A 16694-nucleotide genomic window follows, 5' to 3' on the forward strand; every position below is an offset into this window, starting at 1 on the left:
GCCGGCGGACGGAGTGGAACATGCCTGCAGTACAGACGGTCTGGAAGGGCTCGATCTCGTTCGGCCTGGTGTCCATCCCGGTCCGGCTCGTGTCGGCCACACAGGAGAAGGACATCAGCTTCCGGCAGGTGCACGCTGCCGACGGTGGTCGCATCCGGTACAAGCGCGTGTGCGAGGCCGGCGGCCACGAGGTCGCCTACGCCGACATCGCCAAGGGCTACGAGCTGCCCGGCGGCCAGATGGTCGTGCTCACCGACGAAGACTTCGAGGACCTTCCCATCACGTCGTCGCGCGCGGTCGAGGTGCTCGGGTTCGTGCCGTTCTCGCAGATCGACCCCACCTCGCTGAACCGCGCCTACTACGCCGAGCCCACCGGCGACACCAAGCCCTACGCTCTGCTGCGCGACTCCCTCGAGCGCTCCGGCCGGGTCGGCGTGGTCAAGGTGGCGTTGCGAAACAAGGAGCGACTGGCGGTGCTGCGCTCGTTCGAGGGCGTGCTGATCGTGCAGACCATGCTGTGGCCCGACGAGGTGCGCAAGCCCCAGTTCGACTTCCTCGACGAGGACGTCGAGGTGCGCAAGCAGGAGATGGCCATGGCGGAGTCGTACATCGACACGCTGTCCGGCGACTTCGACCCCGACGAGTACCACGACGAGTACCGCGAGGCGCTGCTCGAGGTCGTCACCGCCAAGGCCGAGGGCGCCGAGGTCGTCACTCCGCCTGAGGCCGAGCCCGCCGAGGGCAAGGTCGTCGACCTCATGGAGGCCCTGCGCCGCAGCGTCGAAGAGGCCAAGCAGGGCCGCGCCGCCAAGTCCGACGACGCCGCCGCCCCGGCGAAGAAGACCGCGAAGAAGACCGCGGCGAAGAAGACGGCCGCCAAGCGCAAGTCCGCCTGACGCGCCGGCCGCCGCTCAGGAGTTGCGGCGAGTGAGTTCGAGGAGGGTCGACGGGCCGATGTGCTGCCCGCCGGCGGCCTCGGCCCGCGACCGGAGCTCACGGTCGGCGGTCACCGCGATGACGTGGTCCTGCGGGCGGTCGGCGACCGCCGAGGCGACGGCGGCCGCGATGGCGTCGTCGCCGCTGCCCGGGGCGTCGACCACGGCGACGCCGTCGAGCGACGGCACCCCGCGCGCCCTGCCCTCGGCGACCAGCACGATGTGCGGCCACCACAGCGTGGCGGGCAGCCCGAGCGACGCCGCGGGCACGGGCGCCAGCAGGCCGAGCTCGTCGCGCAGCCGCGCCGTTGCGCCGGCCCGGTCGCGCCACCAGCCGTCGGGGCGCGAGCCGACCACGTTGGCAGCGTCGACCACCAGCACCAGCTCCGCCGCGGCCGACGCGAGGATGCGCGGCCACATCGTGCCGAACGCCGGCAACAGCGGCAGGTCGGCGACCGACTCCAGCGGCACCCAGGTGATGTCGAGGCTCTCGGGATCGGCCGGCCGCGCGTCGAACGGTCGCGTGGGGTGCGCGACGATCGTCGTGTAGGACCAGGCACCGTGGTCCTCGACCCAGGCGTGGCTGGGGCGGACGGCGTCGGGCGGTACGGCGGCCTCCTCGGCGGCCTCGCGGAGGGCCGCCTCGAGCGCCGTCTCGGCCGACGACCGCGCGCCACCCGGAACGCCCCATGTGCCGCCGTGGTGGCTCCAGAGCGCCCGGTGCTGCAGCAGCGCGCCGCGCTGCTCGTCGACCAGCAGCAGCCCGGCCGCGCCGAACCGGCCCCAGTGGCGTTGACCACAGTCGCAGTCGACCCAGCCGTCACCGTCGTGCCGGTGGTGCACGAGCGTCAAGACCGGCCTCCCGCGCGGACCCGCCCGGGGATGAGGTACCAGAACGTCACGAACCAGAGCAGTGCGACACCGCTGACGGTGATGGCCAGCCAGCGGGCGAGCACCACGTCCAGCGCCAGCAGCAGCCCGCCGCACACGGCGAGCATGAGCAGGAACAGCCCACCCGCGGTCATCTTCGACGCCATCGGGATCATTCTGTCGCGAAGCTTCTTCTTGTACACCATCCGGTGGAAGGACACCGGCGCGATCAGCAGCGCCATCGACATCGCAGCGAGGACGATCGTCACCGCGAACACGTCGTGCGCGAACTCGTCGGAGTCGTTGCGGAACGGTGACGTGAACGCGATGGTCAGCAGGAACGCGAACAGGATCTGCACGCCCGTCTGGGCGATCCGCAGCTCTTGGAGCAGCTCGTTCCAATGCCGGTCGTAGCGCTCTGCCTGGTCCTCGTCGCGCTTGTAGCGAACCTCAGCCACAGCTCCTCCTCGTGGACCGATGTGTACCCAATGCCGGGCTCGTCACGACACCGCGGTGTTCAATCTCCGTTCACGCCGGCCTGCGAGCCTGGGATGGATGACGGAGCGGCGCGGCGAACCACGGCAGCCCGGATGGTACCCGGACGCTGCCGGAAATGTCCGGTGGTGGAACGGCCAGTTCTGGTCGCACACCTCGCCGTCGGCCCGGGTGGGGGCGCCTGAGGCGGTTCCGCCGCCCGAGCCGGCGTCCACTGGCGACGGCGTCCTGCTCGGCCTGGCCGCGCTCGTCACGGGACTCATCGGCGTCGCACTCGGGCTGTACGCGTTCGTCCGGCCGGTCGGCGAGATCGGCAACGGCAGCCTCTTCCTGCCCGTCGTGCTCGGCATCGTCGCCGTCGGGCTGGGCGTCGGGGCGCTGCGACGGCGGCGACTGGCGCTCGGCGTGCTCGGAATCATGGCGGGGACGGCGTCGTTCATGCTGACGGCGCTGGTGATCGTGGTGCTGTCGACCTGGGCGTACTGAGCGTGGTCGGTAGAGTCCACACCCGTGGCTGAACAGGACGACGCCGAACACGATCTTGGGGCCTACGAGCGGCGGTTCCGGCGCAGCGGGCTGCCGCTGTTCATCGAGGACTACACCGCGAGCGAGGACATCTTCACGCGGGCCGCCCCGCTGCTGGCGCTGGTGTTCCTGGGCGAGATGCTCGCCGCGACGGAGCTCGAATGGCCGCTCCTGCTCAACCTGGTGGCGGCGCTGGGTGGGATGGCGATCCTCATCGTGGCGTTCGGGCTGCTCAACCGGGCCCGCGGCCGCCGGTTCCTGGAGCTGCCCAACGATGTCGGATGGCCGGAGCTGGCGGCGTTCGTGCTGGTGCCGGCGCTGCTGCCGGTGATCTTCGGCGGCCAGTGGCGGCAGTTCCTCGCCATCGCCGCCGGCAACACGCTGTTACTCCTGCTGATCTACCTGGTGGTGGGGTTCGGCTTCATCGCGACGGTGTTCTGGGCGCTCAGCCGCATGGCCGACGAGCTCGCGGCGTCGCTGGGGCGGCTGGTGCGGACGCTGCCGCTGCTGCTGATCTTCTCGCTGGTGCTGTTCGTCAACGCCGAGATGTGGGAGATGTTCGGGACGATGCCCCGGCCGTTCGTGCTGGTCGTGACGGGGCTGCTGTTCGGCCTGGGCCTCGTGTTCCTGATCGTGCGCGCGCCCGGCCTGGTGCACCAGCTCGAGGCCGAGCTGAACCAGGGCACCCCTGCGCTGACCCGGCGGCAGCGGCTCAACGTCGGACTGACGCTGGTGGTGAGCCAGGTGCTGCAGGTGTTCGTGGTCTCTGTCGGTGTCGGCGCGTTCTTCGTCGCGTTCGGGCTGTTCGCGCTGTCGCCGGAGGTCGGCGTCGGCTGGGCCGGCACCGCCGGCGACTGGGCGTACGGGTTCGACCTGTGGGGCCACCCGCTGCAGCTGACGGAGACGCTGCTGCGGGTGGCCGGCGGGATGGCCGCGATCACCGGGCTCTACTACGCCATCTCCATCCTCACCGACTCCACCTACCGCGACGAGTTCATGGCCGGCGTGACCCACGAGATGCGCGGGGTGTTCGAGGCGCGGGCGCAGTACCTCGCTCTGCGCGGCTGACGGCGCTCACTGCGACGCCCTGGGCGTCCAGGCGTCGACGAGCCGCTGGTCGTTGCTGGGAACGCGGCCGACGGTCGCGGCGATCGCCAGTAGCTCCTCCGGGTCCACGACGCCGTTCAGCATGGCCGTGCTCGCGGGATCCGGCTGCCACACGAGCGTCCAGCCGCCGGCGGCGTCCTCGGACAGCAGCCCGGGGACGCCGGCGACGTCGACCTCGCGCGTGCCGGCGCCCGCGTCCAGCCAGCGGGTGCGGTTGTCATCGGTGACTGTCAGCTGCAGTTGCGCCTGCTCGGCGAATGCGGTGTAGACGTAGGTGGCGGGACGGTCGCCGGCGCCGGTGTGCTGGATGACCTGCTCGGCGTCCTGGGCCCCGGACCATCCCGAAAGGTCGATCTCGTCACCCTCGGTCACCATCGTCTGGACCAGTTCGACGAGCTCGTCGTCGCTCATCGAGCTCGACGTGAGCCGCCAGGTCATGCCCTCGGCATCGTCCCATTCGGCGAGGAGCAGCCCGGCCTGCTCGCCGATCTCGGTGTCGATGCGGATCCGCGTCGACCCGGCCTCGAGCTCCCGCCTCTCGTCGCCCACGAGGCGCTGGTCGCCCACCGCCGCGACATGGACGGTGCGCTCGATGACGCCGTCGGCCGACTGCACGACGAGCACACTCTGGTCCCAGCTGGCAGGGCACATCGCGAAGGCGGCCCCGACCGCGTCGGTCTCCTGGCTGTTGTCCGTGCCCGAGGCGGTGCTCGGTGCGGGCGCGGCGCTCTCGTCCCAGAGCAGCCGGACCGACGGCGGCAGCGCGTCCGGGCCGGCGAGGTGCACGAGGGTCTCGATCGGCTCGATCGCGTCCAGGCGGTCGCCGTAGGTGGCGGGGCACTCCGTCTGGAAACCCTCCGTCGGGAACGGGCCGGGCGTGCCGCCGGCCGGGGGCGCGGGGGTGAAGACATCGCCGTCGCCGAAGGCCAGTGCCGACGGGATCGCCACGGCCAGCGCCGCGGCCAGGGCGATGCCGGTGCCGGCCAGCCGGCGGCGGACCTGCAGCTGGCGGGCCCGGCCCTGCAGCCGGCCGAGCGGGGCGTACGCGCCGACGGGAACCCGGGCCAGCGCCCGGGCCAGCTCGTCGTCGTCGAACGGGGTCATGGTGTCTCCTCGCGGGTGATGGCGGTTGCGAGCTGCTGGCGGGCCCGGCTCAGCGTCGACGCGACCGTGCCGCGGGTGACCCCCAGCGCGGCGGCGATCTCGTGCTCGGCGAGGTCGAGGACGTAGCGCATCGCGACCATCTGGCGGCTGCGCTCGGGCAGCGCGGCGACCGCCGCCCACAGGGCGTCGTCGCGGGGTTCGGCGGCCGGGGTGTGGCGTTCCGGCTCCGCGGCGAGGCGCTGCAGGTGTCGGCGCTCGAGCCGGCCGCGCCGCCACCGCGTCCGGACCTCGTTGACGGCGACCTTCAGCAGCCACGTGACGGGGGAGTCCAGCGCCGCGCCGGCGGGCCAGCGGGCCAGGGCCCGGGCGAACGCCTCGGCGGTGGCCTCCTCGGCCAGGTCGCGGTCGCCGACGGCGATGGTCACGGCGCGCAGAACGCGCGGCCGCAGCGCCGTGTACCAGTCGGCGAAGTCCTCGTCCATCGTGCTCACACAGTCAACACGCACACGTCGCCGGAAGTGTTGAGCCGGCGGATGTCAGTCGCCGAGCCGGATCCGGCCGCGGGGACCCGGCTCGGTCGCCAGTTCGCAGCCCTCGCCGACGGTGCAGCGGACAACGGCCTCGGCAGCAGCGTCGCCGTCGTCGGACCGGGCGATGAAGACGACGGTGGCGGCGGACTCCCAGCGCGGCGGCCCCGGGTCGGTGGCCGGGAAGGAGTCGAAGGTGGCGCCCGTGAGCGCGTCCTGCACGGAGATCCCGTCCGCTGCGACCGAGGCGAGCAGCCGCGAGTCCGGCGAGAACCGGGGGTCCCGTTGCCCCGGCTCGAGCCTCCAGATCGTCTGCTCGGCGGCGGACCGGTCCCAGATCACGTGCGTCGTTCCGTCGACCGTTGCGACGAGCCGCCCGTCGGGCGACATCGCGGCCTGCGAACCGTCGGACGGCACCGGGCCCGGCCACGACGCCGTGCTCCCGGGACGCATGGTCGAGTAGAGCAGCACGCCGCTCAGCTCTGTCTCGACCACGACCTCGTCCGGCCCGGCGAAGTGCACCGGGTGAGCACTGGTGTCGAACTCTGCGGACGAGAAGCGGTCGCGGCCGGTGCGTGCGTCGGTGACCGTCACCATGCCCCGCGCCGGCCCGTCGCCGGCAGAGGTGGGCGTCGCCCAGGCGAACGCGCGGCCGTCGGGCGACACGACCACATCGGAGAGCGTCCCGACGTGCACCTGCTCCGGCTCGGCGCCGTCGCGGACGAGGTAGAGCACGGCGCCCTGCTGGTGGTCGCGCACCAACGCGACGAACCCGCCGTCGACCCGGTCCAGCGACAGCTCGGTGAACGGGACGTCGAACGGGGTGGAGGTGTCTTCGACGTGCAGGGCGCCGTCGGCGTACCACGGCAGGCTGGGGACGCTGCCCGTGCGGACCGCGTCGAAGTCCGTGACGTCATCGACGAGCACGTCGGGAGCCGGATCGGGCGACTCGGCCGGCGGGGCGTCGGTGCGCGGGTCGGCGGGATCGACGACGGCGACGGCGGCGGCCGCCAGTGCGCACGCCGCGACGCCGCCGGCGACAGCGATCCGGGTGGTCCGCCGCTGTCGCCTGGCGCGCCGGATGGCACCGTCGGCGAAGCCCGGCGGCACCGAGCGGACACCGTCGTCGACCGCGGTCCTGAGCAGCTCCTCGAGGTTCATGCGTGCCCTCCGTCCACGGGGAGAGTGGCGGTCAGTTCCGGCGCCAGGACCCGCAACCGCGCGATGGCCCGCGAGGCCTGGCTGCGGACGGTGCCGAGGGAGCAGCCGAGCACCGCGGCGATCTCGCGTTCGGACAGGTCCTCGTAGTACCGCAGCACCAGCACCGCGCGCTGCCGCGGCGCGAGCTGCTGAAGCAGCTGCCACACGTCGAGCCGGTCGTCGACGACGGCGGCGCGGTCGGGCAGCGCGTCCTCGGGGACCTCGTCGACCGGGTCCTCGCGCAACACCGAGCGCCGGCGCCAGCGGCTGACCTGGTCGTTGTAGATGATGCGGCGGACGTACCCCTCGGGCTCGTCGACCTTGTGCCAGCGCCGGTACAGCTTGGCCAGCGCGCCCTGCACGAGGTCCTCGGCGGCGTGCCGGTCGCCGCACAGCGCGTACGCCGTGCGTAGCAGCGCGAGCGACCGGCCCTCGACGAAGCGCCGGAACTGCTCCTCGGTCTGCGAGTCCACGCTGCCTCCCTGCCGCCATCACGCTCTCACTGCCGAGGACGCGCGGCGGCGGCGAAGCGATGCATGCCACGTCCTACATTCGCACGATGCAACCCGGAAGGGGGGCCGCTTCGTCTCCGGAGTGAGGCGGGCGGACGGACGGACCCCCGCCGCCGACCGGCCGCGCGCGCGACGACGCCCGGCCTCCCATCACGGCGCCCTCGTCGCGGCGCCGGCTTGCGGAAGGGCACCACCATGCCCCGGTTCACCCTGCCTCGCTTCAGCCTGCCCTCGTGCGCCTTCGTCCTCGTCGTGGCCGGCTGCGCGTCCGCCGGCGCCGCCCCGGCGGACGACGTCGCTGCGCTGGCCGTCCCGTCGCCGCTGGCCGTCCCATCGCCGCTGGCCGTCCCATCGCCGCTGGCCGCCGAGCCGGCACCGGCACCGTCCGCACGCGCGCGTCCGCCCGTACTGGCCACCGCGCTGCCGCCGGCGCTGACCGAGGACCGGACGGTGCCCGGCTCGGGCGCGCTCGGCGAGTGGCGCGACTACACGCCGCGGATCAGCGACCCGGGGCGGTTCCGGGCCGTCGTCGAGGGCGATGGCGTCCTGGTCGTCGGCGACTCGATCGCCCGCGCGACGGTGGCCGAGCTGGCCGCCCGCGTCGCCGCCGTCGCACGCGGCCTGCCGGTGGCCGTCAACGCGCACCCGGGCCGGCCGACGGCGCCGGCGGTGGACTGGCTGGTCGAGAACGCCGCGCTGATCCCGGACCGGGGCGTCGTCGTGGTCAGCGGCGCGAACGACGTCTCGCGCCGCTGGGCTGGTGGCGGCAGGTCGAGCGGGTCCTGGCCGCGGCGGACGGCCGCCCGGTGTACTGGCTCACCGTCCACGTCGACCGCTGGCGGGGCGACGCGGCGCAGCGCGCGGCCGACCGGCACAACTCGGACTGGATCAACGACCAGCTGCGCGCCGTCGCCGAGCTGCACCCGAACCTCGTCGTCGTGGACTGGGCCGCCGTCGTCACCGACGACTGGCTGGCCGACGGCGTGCACCCGTCGCCGGCAGGAATCACCGCGTGGTGCGAGCTGCTCGAGACGGCGCTGTTCGACGGCGTCAGCGGGCGGTGATCGGGGCGAGCGCGAGCACGTCGTCAGGGGAGGCGAGGTCCTGGACGGCGACGAAGATCGTCTGGACGCCGCGGGCGAACAGCTCCTGGTAGCGCTCGGCCGTCGCCTGCGCCGTCGACGCGTGGTGCTTGCGCGCGTACGCGGCGGCCGGGGCGTTGCCGCGGGCCCGCTCGACCCGCCGCCACACGTCGTCGCGGTCGCGGCCGACGATGGGCAGGTCGAGGACGGTGACGGCGACGTCGCGGCCGGTGCGGTCGCGGTGCTTCTCGAACAGCGCCAGCTTCTCGTCGAAGCCGTCGTCGGTGCGCAGGTTGCAGGCGTCGCCCAGCTCGGCGGCGATGCGCAGCGACCGGTCGCCGCCCCCGCCGACGATGATCGGCGGTGCACCCACGGGCCGCGGGTACGACGTCGTCTCGGGCAGCTCGACGCGCGTACCGGAGTACGCCTTGGTGCCGCTGGCCCAGAGCGCCCGCATGGTCTCGACGGCGGCCTCGAGCTCGTCGAGGCGCTCCTTGGGCGGCGGGAACGCCAGGCCGTGCACCTCGTGCTCGCGGCCGAACCAGCCGGCTCCGATGCCGACGAACGCCCGCCCGCCGGACAGCACGTCGAGTGTGGCGACGGTCTTCGCGATGATGCCGCCGCGGCGGAACGTCACCGGCGTGCACAGCGGGCCGAGCCGCAGCCCGGTGCCGAGTCCGGCGAGCATGCCGAGCGTGGTGAACGGCTCCGGGATGGGGTCCCACGCGCGGCCGACCTGCGGGATCTGGATCAGGTGGTCCATCAGCGCCAGGCCCGCGAACCCGGCGGCGTCGGCCGCCAGCGCCACGTCCTTGAGCCAGGTGGCGGGGTCGTCGCCCCACGGGAAGCGGGAGACCTGGAGGATGACCTGCCGGTCCGGCCGCTGCTCCGGGCGCTCCGACGACGGGGTCACGACGGCGTCCGCTGCGGCCGCGGGGGTGTCGGCGCGCACCGTCACGACGAGGTCCCAGCCCTCGTCGTCGAGCTCGGAACCGATCTGGCCGGCGCGTCGCAACTGGGCCGCGAGCGACGGCGCCGGAACCGGCCGGGCGCGGGCGGCGTTGCGGGCCCGGCACAGGTCGGCGGGCGTGTCGAAGACGACGGCGACCGCGGGCAGCGCCGCCTCTCGGGCCCGCGCCAGGTAGCCGCCACGGCGGCCGGCGTCGAGGCCCAGCGTGTCGACGACGACGGTGAGCCCGCGGCCGGCCCGGGCGGCGACGATGCGGTCGAGCAGGTCGAACGCGTCGTCCGTGGCGTCGAGGTCGTGCCGGCCGCTGCCGACGACGCCGCGCAGGTCGTCGGACGAGACGATCTCTTCCGCGCGGTAGCGGGCCCGCGCCCACGTCGACTTGCCCGCGCCGGAGGCGCCGACCAGCACCACCAGCGCGGGATCGGGGATCGGCGGCTGCGTCGTCATCCGGCCAGGCTAGCCGCCGGACGTCACGGTGGGGTCACGGCGCCATCCCCGCACGGCGACCGCCCGTAGTACACCGTGTGGCCGCGAACGCCGCGGCGTCAGGGGGGTCCTCATGAGGATCAGCACGGTACCGGCCCTGGGCGCCGGACCCGTGCTCGCGCTGGCGGGCCGTTCGGACGACGACGGTGACGGCGGCGAGACCGCGGCACCGTCGGCCGACGCCGCTGTACCTGTACGCGCAGGACCGGGCGCCCGGCGACGTGACCGGCCAGGGCGACGGCAGCGTCTGGTACGTCGTCTCGCTCGCCGGCGAGCCCGATCATGTCCGGCGGCTCGTCCTCCTGACCCCGGTCGAACCGGCCTGGTCGCCTGCAGGGGTGGTGACCAGGCCGGCGAGACCGCCGGTCGGGACGGCGATCCAGCCCTCGACGGCGGCCGCGGCCTCGTGTCCGAGGCCGGGCACCGAGGCCTTCCCGATTGCCGCCGCCCTGGCGCTCAGGGCGGCGGCGACGGCGTCCAACACGTGGTCGGACGCGCGGCAGGCGGCGTCGTGAGCGCCGAGGTCGAGCCACGGCGCCGCCGCGCACAGCTGCGTCACCAGGTCGCCGCGCGCCTGCCGGTGTGCGACGCCCTTGTAGCCCCGGTGGCTGAGCCCCCAGACCTTCAGTGACGCCGCGGGATACACCTCGACGACCCGGCCGGTGCCGGCCCGATGGACGTCGACCCCGCGACCGGCGAGCTGCGAGAGCAGCCAGGCGCACCGGAACGCGGCGTGCCCGATGCGGTCGGCGGCGACGCTGAGCGGGATCAGCCCGGTGCTTTCCCGCACGACCTCGTCGGTCGTGCGGTTGGCCAGCTCTCGCCGCCAGTCGCGCCCCTCGAGGCTGGGATGGCCGGAGACATGCCCGTCGCGGTGGCCCGACACGAACTCGACGAAGGGCAGGGGCCACCCGAACGGGCAGTCGATGCCGGCCTTGTCCGCCCGCTCGACGGCCTCGATGACGGCGGTGTCGTCGGCCCGCTCGGCCACTTCGGTCACGACGGCGGCACCGTCGGCCCATTCCAGCGTGGCGACCGCCGTGCCGGCCGGCTCCGCGCTCAGATCGACGCCGACGGTGCGCATGCTCACCCCTCGGTCGGGCCGACGAGGCAGCTCGGGTCGGCGAGGTCGGTGGGCAGGCTGGTGTCGAAGGGCCGGAGGTCCGTGCTGACGGTCCAGTCGGTGCGTATCACCGTGCCCTTGGGGAACGGCTGGCCGGCGAGTGCGCTCATGACCTGGCTGAAGTCGATGCCGACCTCGAGCGGCCCGCCGTCGGCCGGCAGCAGCACCCGGGCGGTGGTCTGCAGACCCGCGAGGGTGTCGACGACCGCGGGGTCGGTGCGCTGCTGCGCCGAGATGGTGAGCCCGGCGTCGGCCGGCAGGGTGATCTCGTAGCTGGAGCCCTCGGCGGTGGTCTCGAGGTGCACCGGCTCACCGACCGCGCGCCTCAGGGCGTCGAGCGGCTCGATGATCAGGGCCTGTTCCCCCTTGCTCAGGCCCGGGATGGCCGGCAAGCCGTTCTCGGTCATGTCGACCCACTTCGCGTCACAGGTCTCCGGCATGTTCGCGTGGGACATGAGGAAGGCGCTCGCGGTCTGGATGAAGCTGAAGTCGAGGCCGTTCGGCGCCTCTGCCGCCATGTCGGGCGGCAGGATGGCGGCGGGAATCTTCATCGTCCGCTCGACGTAGCCGGCATCGAGGTCGAACCGGGTCGTCTCCTGCACGATCGTGGTCTGTGACCCGCTCTCGTTGAGTCCGTGGACCTTGGTGTACCGGCCGCGCGGTGCGGCGAGGTAGGTCTGGAGCGTCTCCCACGGGACGTCCTCGAACTCGGCCGGCTGCGGGGTCGCGGACTCCGTGGCCGGCGCCGTCGCCGTCACGTCGTCCTCGGCGCCGGCGGGCTCGGTCTCGCTGCCGCACCCCGCGGTGAGCACCGTGACGACGGCGAGACCGAAGGCGGCACGGACCGTCATGCGCGGGGTCACGTATGTTCGATGATGGGCTGTCACGAGCGGACTCTAGCGGCAACTCAGCCGCGTCGCGCGGAGCGAGCGAGTTCCGACGCGCTCAGGGCTGGTCGAGGAGGCCGTGCTCGTGGGCGAAGACGACGATCTGGACGCGGTCGCGCAGGGCGAGCTTGCGCAGGATCGCCCCCACGTGGGTCTTCACCGTCGACTCGCTGGCGAAGACCAGGCCGGCGATCTCGGTGTTGGACAGGCCGCGCGCGACGGCGGCGAAGACCTCGCGCTCCTTGTCCGTCAGCGACAGGTAGGCCGCGGGCACCGCGGAGCGGGACCGGAACTGGCCGTCCAGCAGCGTCGCGAGGTCCTGCGGCGCCAGCACCGCGTTGCCCGCGTACACGGTGCGGATCGCGTCGCGCAGCTGCAGCGGCGTCGTGTCCTTGAGCAGGAAGCCGCTCGCGCCGTAGCGGATCGCCGTCGCCGCGCGGTCGTCGAGGTTGAAGGTCGTCAGGACGACCACCCGCACGGGCGCCGACCGCCGTGCCACCCGGTCGGGGAGGAAGATCTGCCGGGTCGCCTCGACGCCGTCCATGTCGGGCATGCGGATGTCCATGAGGACGACGTCGGGGGAGAGCTGGTCGACCAGGCGGACCGCCTCGAGCCCGTCGCCGGCCGAGCCGACCACCGTCATGCCGTCCTGGGCCTCGACGATGACCCGGACCCCCTCACGGAAGAGCTCCTGGTCGTCGACCAGGAGCACCCGGATGTCGCCCGCGGGAGCAGCCGTCATGCGCCGCCCGATCGCACCGGCACCCACGCCGTCGCCGTGAAGGTGGTGCGGCCGTCCTCGTCGCGCCGGCGGACGTCCAGCCGTCCGCCGACGGACTCGAGCCGGCGGCGCATGCCGTCGAGGCCGGCACCGTCGGAACCCGAGGACGCCGACGACGGCGCGAACGGCGAGACGTCGACGACGTTGCGCACCTCGATGCGCAGCTCGCCCTCCCAGTGTCGCTCGACGTGGACGGGGGAGTCGCGCCGGCCGTGCTTGATCGCGTTGGTGAGCATCTCTTGCAGCACCCGGAACGCGACGACCTCGAGCTCCGGCGGCAGCGGCCGTGGCGCGCCGATCTCCGTCGACACCACCTCGTGCCCGCTGGCGCGAACGCCGTCGATCAGGGTGTCGAGGCCGGCCGGCTGCGCGGGCGGCTGCTTGGTGTCGGCCAGCACCTGCCGCACGTCGCGCAGCGAGGTCCGCGCCGACATCGCGATCTTCGCCATGGTGTCCTTCAGCGCCTGCGGGTCGGTGTCGTCGAGGTACTGGGCGGACTCGGCCTGCGCCAGGATCACCGCCAGCGAGTGCCCGACCACATCATGCACGTCGTTGGCGAGGCGGGCCTGGTCTTCGCGCAACCGGGCGATCTCGCGGGCCTGCTCGGTCTCGCGGACGGCGCGCGCGGCGTCCTCCTCGGCGGCCTCCTGTGACGCCTGCGAGGTGCGGGCGCGGTCGCCGAAGCGCAGGGCGAGCCCGACCAGCCAGGGCGCCCCGAGCGTCGCCATCCCCATGACGACGGCGGCGAGCTGCCACGTCATGCTGAGGCTGCGGACGGTGTCGAGGAGGCCGCGGTTGCCGGCGAGGTCGGCCAGGCCGCCGAGGCCGCGCGAGTTGATGATGACGCTGACGATCATGGCGGCGACCGGGATGGACAGCGCGCTCAGCCACACCGTCGCGGCGCTGCCCCAGCGCGCCGTACCGAAGGCCACCGCGGCGATGGTCACCTGGACCAGCATGAGGTCGATGCCGGCCAGCAGCTGCAGCCCGCACACCGCCCACACCAGCCCCAGTGCCGCGGCCGGCAGCCGGCGGCTCAGCCCGACGGCGGCAGCGGTGCCGACGGCGACGAAGACCAGTTCGACCCGTGATCCCGGCAGCACCCACGCCGTCGCCGCCTCGTAGAGCCCGAGGAACGCCACGACCGCCGCGACGGTGACGTCGGGCACCCAGGCCCGCCAGTCCGTCGTCATGGCGGTTCCTCCGGCGCGTGGGGTACGGGCGTCTCCCAGCAATGGAACCACGCTCGTCATCCGAGGACGTCGCGGACGAGCAGGTCGAGCAGCTCGGCGTAGGAGACGCCCGCCGCGGCGAACATCTTCGGCACCTGTGACTGCTCGGTGAAGCCCGGCATGGTGTTGACCTCGTTGAGCACCGGCCCGTCCGCGGTCAGGAAGAAGTCGATCCGCGCGAAGCCGGCGCAGCCGAGCGCGTCGAACATCGCGACGGCGGCGTCCTCGAGCGCCTTGCGCTCGGTGTCGGCGAGCGCGGCCGGGATGCGGAAGTCCGCGCCCCCGCCGTACTTCTGCTCGTAGTCGAACAGCCCGTCGGCGACGATCTCCAGCGCGGGTGCGACGGTGCGCGACCCGTCCGGGCGGGCGAGGACGGCGAGGTCGATCTCGCGGCCGACGACGAGGTCCTCGACGAGGACGCGGCCGTCCAGCGCGAAGGCGGCCGCGAGCGCGGCGGGGAGCTCGGCGGCGTCGCGGACCAGCGCGACGCCCTGGCTGGACCCGGCCGCGACCGGCTTGACGACGACCGGACGGGTCCAGCGGTAGGCGGGCGCGGCCGACGGCGTCAGCAGCACGCCGGGCGCGATGGCGATCCCGAGGTCGGCAGCGATCAGCTTCGTCGCCCACTTGTCCATCGCCAGCGCGCCGGCCAGCACGCCGGACCCGACGTACGGGACGCCGGCCAGCTCGCACAGCGCGGCGAGCGTGCCGTCCTCACCGCGCGGCCCGTGCAGCGCGGGGACGGCGACGTCGCAGGTCCGCAGCACGTGGATCGCGTCGGCGAGGTCGACGGGGCAGCCGTCGTCGCCGTGCCGCCAGCCGCCGTCGCGGTCGATGGTGAGGCGCACGACGGTGTACCCGGCGGTCTCGAGCGCGCCGGCGACGGCGGCCGCGGAGGCCAGCGACACCTCGTGCTCGCAGTTCTGCCCGCCGCCGACGACGGCGACCCGGGCGGTTCCGGCGGCGCTCATCGGACGCTCCGCAGTCCGGTCGGACCCGCTGTGCGATGAGCACCCCTACGTACCGGTGCGTGGAGGTGCTCATCGCCAACGGTCCGGCGGGTGACCCGCCCGCCGATGCCGGTGACGATCTCGTGCTCGATCGTCCCCGCCCACGCGGCCCAGTCGGCCGCCGTCGGCTCGCCGTCGTCGCCGGGGCCGAACACCGTCGCGACCTCGCCGGGCGAGACCGCATCGTCCCCGAGGTCGACGACGGCCTGGTCCATGGAGATCAGTCCGACGACGCGGCGGCGGCGGCCGCGGACCAGCACCTCGGCCCGCCCGTCCGGCCCGGACGCGGACCGCGGCAACCCGTCGGCGTACCCGAGCGGCAGCAGCCCGAGGTGCGTCGCCGCCGTCACCGTCCAGGTGTGCCCGTAGCCGACCGGCGTCCCGGCCCGCACGCGGCGGACCGACACGACCGGGGCGGTCAGCGTCAGCGCCGGTCGCAGCCGGACGGTGCCCGAGGGGTCGATGCCGAACAGCCCGGCGCCGACACGGACCAGCGTGTGGTGGGTCCGCGGGTCGGTGAGGGTCGCGGCCGTCGCGGCGAGGTGCCGGTGCGCCGGCCGCAGCCCGGTGGCGCGGGCGACCTCGACGCCCCAGGCGAACCGGGTCCGGCCGGTGGCGTTGGAGGGGTCGGCGGGCACGTCGGCGCAGGCCAGGTGGCCCATCACGCCGTCGACCCGCAGGAGCCCGCGCTGTTCGGCGAGGCGCGCGGCCCGGCACAGCCGGGCCCACTCGGCCAGGGGAGCGCCGTCGCGGGCCAGGCCGGTGTCGAGGTGCAGGTGCACGTGTGCGGTCCCCGCGGTCGTGGCCGCGGCCACGACGGCGTCGAGGTGGTCGCGGCTGGGGACGGCCAGATCGGTCCCGGCGGCGACGGCGGCCGCGTAGTCCGCGTCGACCGGGTTCAGCCAGCTGAGGATCGGCGCGCCGACGCCCGCGGCGCGCAGGGCCAGCGCCTCGTCGACGCTGGTGACGCCGAGCCGGGTCGCGCCCGCGGCGAGCGCCGTCACGGCGACCTCAGCGGCGCCGTGGCCGAACCCGTCGGCCTTGACGACCGCCATCAGGGCCGCGCCGGGCGCATGGGCGGCGATGTCGCGCGTGTTGGCGGCGACGGCGGCGAGGTCGGCGGTGAGAGTGGGCCGGCTGGTCACGGCGACGGGTCGCGTCTCGATCGCGAGGGCGCTCATGCCGCCACCAGGCGGGCGCTGACGGGGCCGTAGAGGGCGGCCGGCGCCCCGGTCGTCAGCGCCCAGTAGCGGTCGCCGTAGCTCCAGTGCCACCACTCGGTCGGGTAGTTCACCAGCCCGGCCGACCCGAGGACGTCGGCGAGCAGGGCACGGCGCACTCGCGCCTCCGGGCTGATGGTCGTGGCGGCGAAGTAGCAGGCGCCCTCACTCTGCTCCGGCGTGGCGTCGATAGGGGTGCCGAGGTCCAGCTCGCGCCCGTCGCCGTCGACCAGAGTGAGATCGACGGCCGCTCCCGCCACATGCGGGGCGACGGCGACCGGGGCGACGAACCGGCTGGTCAGGCGCTCGAGTTCGACGGGGTCGCCGTCCAGGCCGGAGTGGACGGCGGACAGCTCCGCCGCGTAGCGGGCGATGATCGCGCGCTGATCGGCGACGCTGCGGTGCCCCTCGACCACGCACAACCCGACGCCGCCGGGCAGCCGGTCGCGGGCCAGGAGGAGCCGCTGGGCGAGTGAGACCCGCACGGTCGCCCGCGCCGGGCCGAACGACGGGGGGAGCTCGACGAGCGGCTCGCCCTCGTCGTCGACGGGTATGGCAGCGACCCGTGGGTCGGACAGGAGGATCGTCATGTCCGGCACGCTAGGAATCGCGGCCGGTCCGGGTCCTC

At 74.0% G+C, this 16694-nt stretch carries 19 protein-coding genes and 1 pseudogene; 5 read left to right on the plus strand and 15 right to left on the minus strand.

What is annotated here, in order from left to right; translation table 11 throughout:
- Nucleotides 1-20 precede the first annotated feature (20 nt).
- A complete protein-coding gene (ku, locus tag E1212_RS19165) occupies nt 21-896 on the plus strand; it encodes a non-homologous end joining protein Ku (RefSeq protein ID WP_131985370.1) in 876 nt (291 codons plus the stop codon).
- Between the two features lie 15 nt (nt 897-911).
- Here the strand turns inward: ku and E1212_RS19170 are convergent, their stop codons facing one another.
- Both E1212_RS19170 and E1212_RS19175 read right to left on the minus strand, forming a co-directional pair.
- Complete coding sequence (locus E1212_RS19170) at nt 912-1778, minus strand: NUDIX domain-containing protein (RefSeq protein WP_131985432.1); 867 nt, start codon at nt 1776-1778, stop codon at nt 912-914.
- A 5-nt stretch (nt 1779-1783) separates the two neighbouring features.
- The gene (locus E1212_RS19175; RefSeq protein WP_131985372.1) at nt 1784-2263 is read right to left on the minus strand and encodes a DUF6328 family protein; all 480 of its coding nucleotides are present in this window, start codon (nt 2261-2263) and stop codon (nt 1784-1786) included.
- A 97-nt stretch (nt 2264-2360) separates the two neighbouring features.
- On the opposite strand from E1212_RS19175, the gene E1212_RS30065 reads away from it, so the two are divergent.
- On the plus strand, nt 2361-2786 hold the full coding sequence (locus tag E1212_RS30065; protein ID WP_203417008.1) for a DUF2510 domain-containing protein: 426 nt from the start codon (nt 2361-2363) through the stop codon (nt 2784-2786).
- Nucleotides 2787-2810: 24 nt separating this feature from the next.
- Entirely contained in the window at nt 2811-3893 is a 1083-nt protein-coding gene (locus tag E1212_RS19185) for a hypothetical protein (RefSeq protein ID WP_131985374.1), read from the plus strand.
- A 6-nt stretch (nt 3894-3899) separates the two neighbouring features.
- On the opposite strand, the gene E1212_RS19190 is transcribed toward E1212_RS19185, so the two are convergent.
- The 5 genes from E1212_RS19190 to E1212_RS19210 all read right to left on the minus strand — a co-directional run bounded on the left by E1212_RS19190 (nt 3900) and on the right by E1212_RS19210 (nt 8102).
- Complete coding sequence (locus E1212_RS19190; RefSeq protein WP_131985376.1) at nt 3900-5036, minus strand: hypothetical protein; 1137 nt, start codon at nt 5034-5036, stop codon at nt 3900-3902.
- Nucleotides 5033-5518: an RNA polymerase sigma factor gene (locus E1212_RS19195; protein WP_238992411.1), complete on the minus strand. Its 486-nt coding sequence runs from the start codon at nt 5516-5518 to the stop codon at nt 5033-5035. The genes E1212_RS19190 and E1212_RS19195 overlap by 4 nt, the downstream gene beginning before the upstream one ends.
- Nucleotides 5519-5572: 54 nt before the next feature.
- Entirely contained in the window at nt 5573-6724 is a 1152-nt protein-coding gene (locus E1212_RS19200) for a WD40 repeat domain-containing protein (protein WP_131985380.1), read from the minus strand.
- Nucleotides 6721-7236 (minus strand): SigE family RNA polymerase sigma factor, encoded by a 516-nt coding sequence (locus E1212_RS19205; RefSeq protein WP_131985382.1) that lies wholly within the window; start codon nt 7234-7236, stop codon nt 6721-6723. The genes E1212_RS19200 and E1212_RS19205 overlap by 4 nt, the downstream gene beginning before the upstream one ends.
- 524 nt (nt 7237-7760) lie before the next feature.
- On the minus strand, nt 7761-8102 hold the full coding sequence (locus tag E1212_RS19210) for a hypothetical protein (protein ID WP_131985384.1): 342 nt from the start codon (nt 8100-8102) through the stop codon (nt 7761-7763).
- Here E1212_RS19210 and E1212_RS19215 point away from each other — a divergent pair.
- On the plus strand, nt 8082-8339 hold the full coding sequence (locus E1212_RS19215) for an SGNH/GDSL hydrolase family protein (RefSeq protein ID WP_131985386.1): 258 nt from the start codon (nt 8082-8084) through the stop codon (nt 8337-8339). The genes E1212_RS19210 and E1212_RS19215 overlap by 21 nt on opposite strands.
- Here the strand turns inward: E1212_RS19215 and E1212_RS19220 are convergent.
- Complete coding sequence (locus E1212_RS19220) at nt 8326-9774, minus strand: LLM class flavin-dependent oxidoreductase (protein WP_131985388.1); 1449 nt, start codon at nt 9772-9774, stop codon at nt 8326-8328. The genes E1212_RS19215 and E1212_RS19220 overlap by 14 nt on opposite strands.
- A gap of 185 nt (nt 9775-9959) precedes the next feature.
- On the opposite strand from E1212_RS19220, the pseudogene E1212_RS31175 reads away from it, so the two are divergent.
- A pseudogene (locus tag E1212_RS31175) lies at nt 9960-10061 on the plus strand (hypothetical protein); the annotation flags it as partial.
- A 32-nt stretch (nt 10062-10093) separates the two neighbouring features.
- On the opposite strand, the gene E1212_RS19230 reads toward E1212_RS31175, so the two are convergent.
- The 7 genes from E1212_RS19230 to E1212_RS19260 all read right to left on the minus strand — a co-directional run bounded on the left by E1212_RS19230 (nt 10094) and on the right by E1212_RS19260 (nt 16656).
- Nucleotides 10094-10897: a DUF429 domain-containing protein gene (locus tag E1212_RS19230; RefSeq protein WP_131985390.1), complete on the minus strand. Its 804-nt coding sequence runs from the start codon at nt 10895-10897 to the stop codon at nt 10094-10096.
- 2 nt (nt 10898-10899) lie between these two features.
- Entirely contained in the window at nt 10900-11799 is a 900-nt protein-coding gene (locus tag E1212_RS19235; protein WP_131985392.1) for a hypothetical protein, read from the minus strand.
- A gap of 82 nt (nt 11800-11881) precedes the next feature.
- Complete coding sequence (locus E1212_RS19240) at nt 11882-12565, minus strand: response regulator (RefSeq protein WP_131985394.1); 684 nt, start codon at nt 12563-12565, stop codon at nt 11882-11884.
- Nucleotides 12562-13797: a sensor histidine kinase gene (locus tag E1212_RS19245; protein WP_162605547.1), complete on the minus strand. Its 1236-nt coding sequence runs from the start codon at nt 13795-13797 to the stop codon at nt 12562-12564. Before E1212_RS19245 ends, E1212_RS19240 begins: the two co-directional genes overlap by 4 nt.
- Nucleotides 13798-13853: 56 nt before the next feature.
- Nucleotides 13854-14807, minus strand: coding sequence for a D-alanine--D-alanine ligase family protein (locus tag E1212_RS19250; protein ID WP_131985398.1), 954 nt, complete (start codon nt 14805-14807; stop codon nt 13854-13856).
- Nucleotides 14804-16027, minus strand: coding sequence for an alanine racemase (gene alr / locus E1212_RS19255; protein WP_131985400.1), 1224 nt, complete (start codon nt 16025-16027; stop codon nt 14804-14806). The genes E1212_RS19250 and alr overlap by 4 nt, the downstream gene beginning before the upstream one ends.
- On the minus strand, nt 16024-16656 hold the full coding sequence (locus tag E1212_RS19260; RefSeq protein ID WP_131985402.1) for a M15 family metallopeptidase: 633 nt from the start codon (nt 16654-16656) through the stop codon (nt 16024-16026). Before E1212_RS19260 ends, alr begins: the two co-directional genes overlap by 4 nt.
- Nucleotides 16657-16694: the final 38 nt, after the last annotated feature.

Source organism: Jiangella ureilytica, from assembly GCF_004348545.1.
Classification (GTDB): domain Bacteria; phylum Actinomycetota; class Actinomycetes; order Jiangellales; family Jiangellaceae; genus Jiangella; species Jiangella ureilytica.